Annotated in this window: 6 protein-coding genes; 1 reads left to right on the top strand and 5 read right to left on the bottom strand. The window is 63.2% G+C overall.

Annotation, left to right across the window (positions count from 1 at the left end):
- Positions 1 to 202 precede the first annotated feature (202 nt).
- The 5 genes from H4F98_RS10015 to H4F98_RS09995 form a co-directional block, all read right to left on the bottom strand.
- Positions 203 to 1216, bottom strand: coding sequence for a hypothetical protein (locus tag H4F98_RS10015; RefSeq protein ID WP_182687267.1), 1014 nt, complete (start codon positions 1214 to 1216; stop codon positions 203 to 205).
- A gap of 228 nt (positions 1217 to 1444) precedes the next feature.
- Positions 1445 to 2182, bottom strand: coding sequence for an ImmA/IrrE family metallo-endopeptidase (locus H4F98_RS10010; RefSeq protein ID WP_182687265.1), 738 nt, complete (start codon positions 2180 to 2182; stop codon positions 1445 to 1447).
- Between the two features lie 9 nt (positions 2183 to 2191).
- On the bottom strand, positions 2192 to 3055 hold the full coding sequence (locus H4F98_RS10005) for a TSCPD domain-containing protein (protein ID WP_182687263.1): 864 nt from the start codon (positions 3053 to 3055) through the stop codon (positions 2192 to 2194).
- Positions 3056 to 3144: 89 nt separating this feature from the next.
- Positions 3145 to 3927: a hypothetical protein gene (locus H4F98_RS10000; protein WP_182687261.1), complete on the bottom strand. Its 783-nt coding sequence runs from the start codon at positions 3925 to 3927 to the stop codon at positions 3145 to 3147.
- A gap of 180 nt (positions 3928 to 4107) precedes the next feature.
- On the bottom strand, positions 4108 to 6255 hold the full coding sequence (locus H4F98_RS09995; RefSeq protein WP_182687259.1) for an adenosylcobalamin-dependent ribonucleoside-diphosphate reductase: 2148 nt from the start codon (positions 6253 to 6255) through the stop codon (positions 4108 to 4110).
- Between the two features lie 654 nt (positions 6256 to 6909).
- Between H4F98_RS09995 and H4F98_RS09990 the strand changes: the two genes are divergently transcribed.
- Positions 6910 to 8352: a trypsin-like peptidase domain-containing protein gene (locus tag H4F98_RS09990; protein ID WP_182687257.1), complete on the top strand. Its 1443-nt coding sequence runs from the start codon at positions 6910 to 6912 to the stop codon at positions 8350 to 8352.
- Positions 8353 to 8380: the final 28 nt, after the last annotated feature.

Below are 8380 nucleotides of genomic sequence, written 5' to 3'. Positions count from 1 at the left end.
CAACGAGGAGCGACCCAAGAAGGTGCTCGGCGGACTGACCCCGAGCGACTACGCCAGCCAGCTGGCATCCGCTACGATTGATCCCGGACTCTAAACCGCCTTGCTACTGAAGGCGGGGGGACGTCGGTATCGCCCTCAGCTTGACCGCCCCCTCATCAAGCAAAAAAGCCTACAGTTGATACATGTTGCAAGAGATATGGCGTTACGATCCAGCCCAACTCCATGCCACAAAGAGACTTGACCCTACATTTATCAAGAATGAAAGCGCTGAGGAGACAAAAAAACGAACCATAATTGATTTATTTTTCTCAGCGATTTTATGAAACTTATCTCGATCTCCACTAGTCAAATGAAGAACCGAGTATCTTCCAAAGTCATCTATAGATTTATAAGCAACACCAGCCAAGACAGATGAAAAACGATCTGAAATATAAATTGCGAAAATAGAGTATAGGACCCAAACCATCATTCTTGACACTGACTCAATAGTCGCAATGCCAACGCTAGAGAAGACATTCTGAAATAAAACAATCGCTGCCAAAGCGATTAACGTCGGGGTGGCCGCCCTAATGAGGTGAGCGATTCGACCTTTATGCCTGTCCAACTTTATAAGCCAATTAGCCCTCCCTTCCGGCTTGGGTAGACTCTTGTTCCACTCATCAACGAGGGCAATAAGCTCTTGAGAAAGCGAGTGACTAATGAAATCAACACGGCAAATAACGGGCGCAAAAACAAAATCGGCAGGATCGTCAACATCCGGATCCTTAGAAAGAACCGCCTGTAGAACTTCAAAGGGCTTCACATCAGAAGCAATTTTTACCGTAATACAGTGCCTCTGAGGAAGCTCAAAACCTCGAACGGAGAGGAGGAAATCCCATCGCAGACGGAGCTCCTTCGTGGTTTTGGAGGTGGTCCAACGGTGCGCCTCAAACTCCGACCATCCACCAAACTGAATTGAGCTTCTATCTTCAAATAGGACCTCGGCATTCGCAACCAAACTCTCAATATGATGAGTATTTAGCTTTTCTAATATTCGCTCATGAAGGTCCTGAACCGCCCCTATAGCGACGGTTACTCGCCTTGTAAAAACCTTCTGAGCACTATCTGGCCGTCCAACAAACAGGTGGAAATAAGACCTCAGCTTATCTCGATCTGCCTCGGGGATAAGGGGCGCCGACTCCTTCACAACTTCATTGCTAATACATTCACTGGTCATGCGACCCTCCCGTAAACAAAGAAGCAAGCCAAGAAATAAGCTCCCTCACCCAAACTTCGGATGCCCAAGAATCAGGAGATTCGCAAATCCATCAATTACGAAAGACGTCTTCGTGCGGAACTTGCGAAAATTATGGTATATGGTAGGATTGATACTGTGACTTCGCCAGCCCCTTTTTCGCTTACACCTATTGGAGCAGGCCTTCGATTAGATCCATATTTCGGCACTCTATCGAATAAACCGAATTGAATCTTCATTGATAAAACCAAACTCCTCCAAGCGAATCGCCATAGCTACTGGGGAAACATTGAAGTACTTCGAGAGCGGATCAAAGCTAAGCCCCATGAAAGATGTCGTTCTCGCTACCATGAGTGAGAGATCGCGACTACTACTTAGTTGCCGGCGGGCTCCATCGACGTTTGGGATTCCAAGCCCATAAAGGTTGTCGTCACTCAATACGAATTGCTTGCTTCCAAAGCACTGATGCAAGCGTCGCCCTAGAAGCTTCTCGGGCATCAAGAAACGTGACGCAAACAGATCCGCTTCGATTTCCCTGCGTTCCTTTCGCGCGATCGGCCCCGACACCACCCGATCGCGGTGCAATCCGCTCATGTTCGGGTGCAACACCGCGTGTCCCAGTTCATGAGCAGCAGTGAAGCGCTGCTCTTGCGCGGTAAAGCGCCCTGAAATACGGACTAGTTTGAGCTTATTGTCAATGTTCCCCGCTACAGCTACTACCCGACCGGCGTCGTTCGTCTCTCCAAGATCAGCGCTAGTTTCGATCTCGAATCCGAGAGTCCGAAGTGCAATCCCAGGTTCCAACATTGCCACCGGATCATCGGGTACTTGGCCGCGAAATATTTCCCCGCGGTTATTCCAGATTGATAGATGAAGCTCCCGAACACGATCCTCGACCGTATTTGAGGCACGCAAAGCAATCACTCGTTCGGGCGAATTCCTATTCATTCTCAGTCCTCACCCGCACTTGGAATAGCCGCAATTGAGGCAGGTCGCGCAGCCGTCCATGATCACCAGCGCCTTGGTGCTGCACTTGTGGCACATCGTGGCCGAGGGCGGGAAGGACACGCCGCCGTCGCCGGTGACCTCGACGTCCTCCTCGCGGCGCTCGGCGCGCACGCGGGGCTCGGGGAACAGCTCGCCGCTGCGGTCGTCGACGACCGGCGCCGCGTCGCCGACGACGCGGAAACCGCCGGCCGGGCTTACGTCAGAGTTTTTTTTTGAGTCCAGCGCCGCGTAGGCCGCCCGCTTCTCGGCGATCAGCGCGCGCTGCGCGTCGCTCAGCTCGGGGTCCTTGATCATGCCGATCGACTTGAGGTGGTCCTCGACGATGCTGCCCAGCTCGGCGACCAGCGACGGCATGTAGACGCCGCCGGCCTTGAAGTAGCCGCCGCGCGGGTCGAACACGGCCTTCATTTCCTCGACCAGGAAGGTCACGTCGCCGCCCTTGCGGAACACCGCCGACATGATGCGGGTCAGCGCGACGATCCACTGGAAGTGGTCCATGTTCTTCGAGTTGATGAAGATCTCGAAGGGCCGGCGCTGTTCGTGCTCGCTGCCGGCATTGAGCACGATGTCGTTGATCGTCACGTACAGGGCGTGTTCGAACAGCGGCGTCTTGAGCTTGTAGGTGGAGCCGATGAGGGTCTCGGGCCGTTCGATGCGCTCGTGCATCTGGATGACGTTGTCGGCGCGCGCCTGCGCGGCCTCCGCGGCCTCCTGGCGCACGGCTTCGGCCTTGGCGGCCTCGGCCTGCTTGGCCTTGTCTTCCGGCGTGACGACGCTGTAGCCCTTGATTTTCTTGTCGATCTTGACGGCCATCGGCCCAACTCCTGCGGTGGTGCGTGCTGCGGTGGTGTCCCGGGTCCCCTCCCCGGCCGGGCCAGGGAGGGGTGACGCCTCGGGCGTGCTTACTTCTTCTTTGCCGTCTTCCTGGCGGCGGCCTTCTTCGGCGCGGCCTTCTTCACGGCTTTCTTCGCCGCGGCCTTCTTCGGCGCCGCCTTCTTCACGGCCTTCTTGGCCGCAGCCTTCTTCGGGGCCGCCTTCTTCACGGCTTTCTTCGCCGTGGCCTTCTTCGGCGCCGCCTTCTTCACGGTCTTCTTGGCCGCGGCCTTCTTCGGCGCCGTCTTCTTCGCGGCCTTCTTGGGCGCCGCCTTCTTCACGGCTTTCCTGGCCGTGGCCTTCTTCGGCGCCGTCTTCTTCGCGGCCTTCTTGGCCGAAGCCTTCTTCGGCGCCGCCTTCTTGGTGGCGGTCTTCTTGCCGGCGCCCTTGGCCTTCAGGGCCGCGGCTTCCTTCTTGGCGCTGCTGCTGGCGCTGGCCAGCTTCTTCTTCGCGGTGCTGACGGCCTTCTTGGCCGCCTTGCGCGCCTTGCCGGCGGTCTTGCCGGCCGACTTGCTGGCGTCCTCGGCGGCCTTCTGCGCCTTCTTGCGCGCCTTCGCGGCGGCCTTGCGGACCGACTTCACCACGTCCTCGGCCTTGTGCGAAATGGTGCCGCTCACGTTCGATGCGGTGTCCATCATGCTGTCGGCCGCCTGCGACAGGGTCGCGCTAACTCCGTTGCCGTTGCTCATGTGCCCTCCTGACGGGCGTAACTGGTTGCAATGAACCTTCTTCTGAACGGGCCTTGGCACGGGTGCGCCGCGGCCTGAGTCACAACTGCATGAAACGTCTGGAGCACCGGATCGGGACAGCACGCAGACACCGGGTTCCGAGGGCGATGCTATACCGGCCACGGACGCAATCAAGTACCGTCACGCGCCCCGGGCCAGCGGTCTCGACGGTGGGGGCATGCCCGGCCCCCACCCGGGACGGAACGGCCGCCCCCTCCGCCGGCGACCGGTCGCGCCGGTCGCCCTGGCAGGTCGCCGGACCCGTCAGAACTTGCCGTAATAGCCTTCCTTCAGGGCGTCGAACAGGTTGGCGGCGGTGTGCATCTCGCCGTCGTACTCGATCTGTTCGTTGCCCTTGACCTCGATCACCTGGCCGTCCTCGAGCTCGAAGCGGTACAGGGTGTTCTCCAGGTCGGCTTCCTTGACCAGCACGCCCTGGAAGGCGGCCGGGTTGAAGCGGAAGGTGGTGCAGCCCTTCAGGCCCTGCTTGTGGGCGTAGGTGTAGATGTCCTTGAAGTCCTCGTAGGGGTAGTCGGTCGGGACGTTCGCGGTCTTGGAGATCGAGCTGTCGACCCACTTCTGGGCGGCGGCCTGGACGTCGACGTGGGCCTTGGGCGTGATGTCGTCGGCGGCGATGAAGTAGTCCGGCAGGCGCGCGGCTTCGTCGTCTGAGAACGGCATCGCCTTCGGGTTGACCAGCTCGCGGTAGGCCAGCAGCTCGAAGGAGAACACGTCGACCTTTTCCTTCGACTTCTTGCCCTCGCGGATCACGTTGCGGCTGTAGTGGTGCGCGAAGGACGGCTCGATGCCGTTGGAGGCGTTGTTGGCCAGGCTCAGCGAGATCGTGCCGGTCGGCGCGATCGAGCTGTGGTGGGTGAAGCGGCTGCCGACCTCGGCCAGCGCGTCGACCAGCTCGGGCGCGACCTCGGCCACGCGCTGCATGTAGCGGCTGTAGCGGGCATGCAGGACCTTGCCGGGGATCTTCTTGCCGACCTTCCAGCCGTCCTTCACCATCTCCGGGCGCTTGCGCAGCATCTCGGCGGTGACCTCGAAGTTCTCGACCATGATCGGGGCCGGGCCCTTCTCGCGGGCGAGCTCCAGGCCCATCTCCCAGCCGGCGACGGCCATCTCGCGCGCGATGCGCTCGGTGAACTCGCAGGAGTCCGCCTCGCCGTACTTCTTGCGCAGCATGGTCAGGGTGCTGCCCAGGCCGAGGAAGCCCATGCCGTGGCGGCGCTTGCGCATGATCTCGTCGCGCTGCTGCTGGAGCGGCAGGCCATTGATCTCGACCACGTTGTCGAGCATGCGGGTGAACACGCGCACGACCTCGCGGTACTCGTCCCAGTCGAACTCGGCCTTGTCGGTGAAGGCGTTGCGCACGAACTTGGTCAGGTTGACCGAGCCCAGCAGGCAGGCGCCGTACGGCGGCAGCGGCTGCTCGCCGCAGGGGTTGGTGGCGCGGATGTTCTCGCACCACCAGTTGTTGTTCATCTCGTTGACGCGGTCGATCAGGATGAAGCCCGGCTCGGCGTAGTCGTACGTCGAGACCATGATCATGTCCCACAGGTGCTGGGCGCGGATGTGGCCGTAGACCTTGCAGGCGACCAGGCCGTCGTCGCGGACGATGTAGTTCTTGTGGGTCGGCCACTCGCGCCAGACGACGCCGTCGGCGTCGTCCAGGTCGACGTCGCCCTGCTCCTTGCGGTTGAGCGGGAACACCAGCGGCCAGTCGGCGTCGTTGGCGACCGCCTCCATGAAGCCGTCGGTGATCAGCAGCGACAGGTTGAACTGGCGCAGGCGGCCGTCCTCGCGCTTGGCGCGGATGAAGTCCTTCACGTCCGGGTGGGACACGTCGAAGGTGCCCATCTGCGCGCCGCGGCGGCCGCCGGCCGAGGACACGGTGAAGCACATCTTGTCGTAGATATCCATGAAGGACATCGGGCCGGAGGTGTAGGCGCCGGCGCCGGCGACGAAGGCGCCGCGCGGGCGCAGGGTGCTGAACTCGTAGCCGATGCCGCAACCGGCCTTCAGGGTCAGGCCGGCCTCGTGGACCTTGTCCAGGATGCCGTCCATCGAGTCGGTGATGGTGCCCGAGACCGTGCAGTTGATGGTCGAGGTGGCGGGCTTGTGCGCCAGCGCGCCGGCGTTGGAGGTGATGCGGCCGGCGGGGATCGCCCCGCGGCGCAGCGCCCAGACGAAGCGCTCGTACCAGTACTGCTGCTTCTCGGTGTTGGGCTCGGCCTCCGAGAGCGCCTTGGCCACGCGCTGGTAGGTCGCGTCGATGTCCTCGTCCACCGCCTCGCCAGTCTTGGTCTTCAGCCGGTACTTCTTGTCCCAGATGTCCAGGGACGCAGGCTGCAACTGGATATCCCTTGCCGCCGGCTTGACTGCCTCGAGGCGCACCGTACTCATGCTGTTCCTGTCTCCTCGTTCGGGCCCGGCCATGCCGTGCCTCCAGATGGTTGTGGTCGTGTCTGCTTCAGTGTCGGTTCCCGGGGCCGCCTGTAGCCGGGTATTGCGGGGCCTGGGCCCCCTGCGGCGCATCGGCGGGAGCCGACGCACATGCCCGCAGCTGCGGTGTCCGCGCCACGGAGGATCCTGTTTTCATCACGGCCTTCGACGATGCCATTACGCGCCACACCCCCGGAGCGGGCGTCGAGCCGACCCGAGCGCTGGGGCTTGCAAACCCTAGGCTTGGGCTCCCGCGGCGATAACAACCACAACATGTTGTGTCGCTGCGGGGGTTCAAACTACGCGCGACCCGGAAGGGTGTCAACGCCTTTCGTGCCTCGATTTCGCCCCGTCGCGACGAAGTCCCGCCGTGGCGGGCTTCGGGAGCGTGCGGGCATGCCCGCACGCAAGAGCGTGACGGCGGTCGCACCTGCCGCGTGCCCGGGCGGACGCGCGACCGGGGCTGGCATTTCATCGCGCTGGCATTTCATCGGGTATTAAATGAGCATCCGCGAAACTGAACGTGAATGCGGCTCCCGGGGGATCCCGCCGCGGAGCCGGTCGCCTGCCCTATCGTGTGTCGACCCATCGGCCGACAGCCCAACCGGTTCGCCCATGACCCAAGCCACCCCGTCCCGCGCCACGCGCACCCTGCTCGCCCTGACCCTCGCCGCCGCCTTCGGCGGCTTCGCCGCCACCGCCCTGCGCGATGCGGTGGAGGCGCCGGCGTCCGCCATGCCGGCGCTGCCACCGGCCACGGTCGGCGCGCTGCCGACCGCGGTGGCCGGCGAACCGCTGCCGACGCTGGCGCCGATGCTGGCGCGCGTGACGCCGGCGGTGGTCAGCGTCCACACCAAGCAGCGCGTGCGGGTCAGCCCGTTCGGCAACGACCCGATGTTCCGGCGGATGTTCCCGGAGCTGACCCAGGACCGGATCAACGAATCGCTCGGCTCGGGGGTGATCGTCGACGCCACCCACGGCTACATCCTGACCAACCACCATGTCATCGAGGGCGCCGACGAGGTCTCGGTGACCCTGGCCGACGGCCGCACCCTGCCGGCCAACTTCGTCGGTTCCGACGCCGACACCGACATCGCGCTGATGCAGGTCAAGGCCAGCGGGCTGGATGCGGTGCCGCTGGCCACCGCCGACACGCTGCGCGTCGGCGACTTCGTGGTCGCGGTCGGCAATCCCTTTGGCATCGGTCAGACAGTGACCTCGGGCATCGTGTCCGCGGTCGGGCGCTCGGGCCTGCGCGGGCTGGGCTTCCAGAACTTCATCCAGACCGATGCCTCGATCAACCCGGGCAACTCCGGCGGTGCGCTGGTCAACCTCAACGGCGAACTGGTGGGCATCAACACCGCCAGCTTCAATCCGCGCGGCAGCATGGCCGGCAACATCGGCCTGAGCTTCGCCATCCCGACCGGCATCGCCCGCAACATCATGGACCAGCTGATCGCCAACGACGGCGTGGTCATCCGCGGCACGCTGGGCATCGAGACGCAGGACGTCACCGCCGAGCTGGCCACCGGCCTGGGCCTGAAGGACGCGCGCGGCGCCGTCGTCACCCGCGTGTTCCGCGACTCGGCCGCCGCCGCGGCGGGCCTGCGGGTCGGCGACGTGGTGCTCGCCGCCGATGGCCGGCGCATCGACGACCACGACGCGCTGCGCAACTTCGAGGGCCTGCAGTCGGTCGGGCAGAAGGTCGCGCTCGACATCAGCCGCGACGGCAAGCCGCTGCAGGTCACCGCGGCGCTTCGCGAGCAGCCGCGCAGCCTGGCCGGCGTCGACCTCGACGCGCGACTGGAGGGCGCGGTGTTCGCCGAACTGCCCGAACGCCTGCGCCAGGCGGGCGCCAATGGCGTCATGGTCGAGTCGGTCGAACGCGACAGCCGCGCCGCCGGCAATGGCCTGCGCAGCGGCGACGTGGTGGTGGCCGCCAACAGCGGCCAGTTCGACGACCTGCCCGGCTTCCGCGCCAGCTTCACACGGCCTCCGGCACAGTTGGTGCTCCGCATCGTGCGCGGCGGTCGTCCGTACAACGCGATGATGCGGTGATTCCGGGCCCACGCCCCGCCATTCGACG

The sequence above is a fragment of the Marilutibacter spongiae genome (genome assembly GCF_014145325.1).
GTDB lineage: Bacteria > Pseudomonadota > Gammaproteobacteria > Xanthomonadales > Xanthomonadaceae > Marilutibacter > Marilutibacter spongiae.
The sequence above is the reverse complement of the archived record's forward strand: the minus strand, read 5'-3'. Positions and strand labels throughout refer to the sequence as shown.